The sequence below is a fragment of the Streptomyces phytophilus genome (assembly GCF_013870535.1).
Lineage (GTDB): Bacteria > Actinomycetota > Actinomycetes > Streptomycetales > Streptomycetaceae > Streptomyces > Streptomyces phytophilus.
The window spans coordinates 1-1132 of record NZ_JACBXC010001638.1 but is presented as its reverse complement, the minus strand read 5'-3'; the positions used below and the strand labels follow the sequence as shown (position 1 = coordinate 1132).

The following is a 1132-nucleotide window of genomic DNA, read 5'->3' as shown; positions in this document are numbered from 1 at the left end:
CCGCTCGGCGAGGTGCTCGCCGCCACCGCGGGCGGGGCCGCGGACCGGGCGCGGCTGCTGGCGCCGGTGGACCTCCAAGTCCTCAAGGCCGCCGGGGTGACCTTCGCGGACAGCATGATGGAACGGGTCATCGAGGAGCGGGCCGGCGGCGTCGCCGCGGCGGCGGACGAGATCCGGGAGCGGATCGGCGCCCGGCTCGGCACCCGGCTGGAGACGGTACGGGCCGGCACCCCGGAGGCCGTCGAACTGCTGGCGTGGCTGCGGGAGCAGGGCCTGTGGTCGCAGTACCTGGAGGTCGGCCTCGGGCCGGACGCGGAGATCTTCACGAAGGGGCCGGTGCTGTCGGCCGTCGGGTACGGGGCGCGGATCGGCGTGGCCGAGGTCTCCGAGTGGAACAACCCCGAACCCGAACTGGTCCTCGTCGTCGCCTCCGACGGCCGCATCGCGGGCGTCACCCTCGGCAACGACGTGAACCTCCGCGACGTCGAGGGCCGCAGCGCCCTGCTGCTGCCGCAGGCCAAGGACAACAACGCCTCCACCGCGCTGGGCCCGTTCGTCCGCCTCACCGGGGAGGGCTTCACCGCCGACTCCGTACGCGAGGCGACGATCGCCCTGTCGGTGCGGGGCGAGGACGGCTTCGTCCTGCGCGACTCCTCCGACATGGCGCGCATCAGCCGGCCGCTGGAGACCCTGGTCGCCCAGGCCGTGAACCGCCGCCACCAGTATCCGGACGGCGTCGTGCTGTTCACCGGCACGCTCTTCGCGCCCACCGCCGACCGCGGCGCGCCGGGCAGCGGCTTCACCCACCGCGAGGGCGACCTCGTGGAGATCTCCACGCCGCTTCTCGGCACCCTGCGCAACACCGTCACGACCAGCGAACAGGCACCCCCGTGGGAGGCGGGGATACGCGACCTCTACGCCGGCTTCGCCCGCCGCGGCCTGCTCCGGACGGCGACGTCCTGACGCCGGCATCCTGATCCCGGCGTCCCGACACCGGCGCCCTGAACCCGGCGTCCTGACACCGGCCTGTGCGACACCCGCCGACGTGATCCCTGCCCGCACTCCCGCCCCAGGGTAGGCCGCTCCTCTGACAAGAACGCCTCGCCGGGAGCGGGCCGACCCCGCAGGCCGC

Annotated in this window: 1 protein-coding gene; it reads left to right on the top strand. The window is 74.5% G+C overall.

What is annotated here, in order from left to right; all coding sequences use genetic code 11:
- Positions 1-963 (top strand): fumarylacetoacetate hydrolase family protein (locus H5J30_RS34835; protein WP_181791802.1); only part of this gene is annotated, 963 nt, incomplete at its 5' end.
- Positions 964-1132 lie beyond the last annotated feature (169 nt).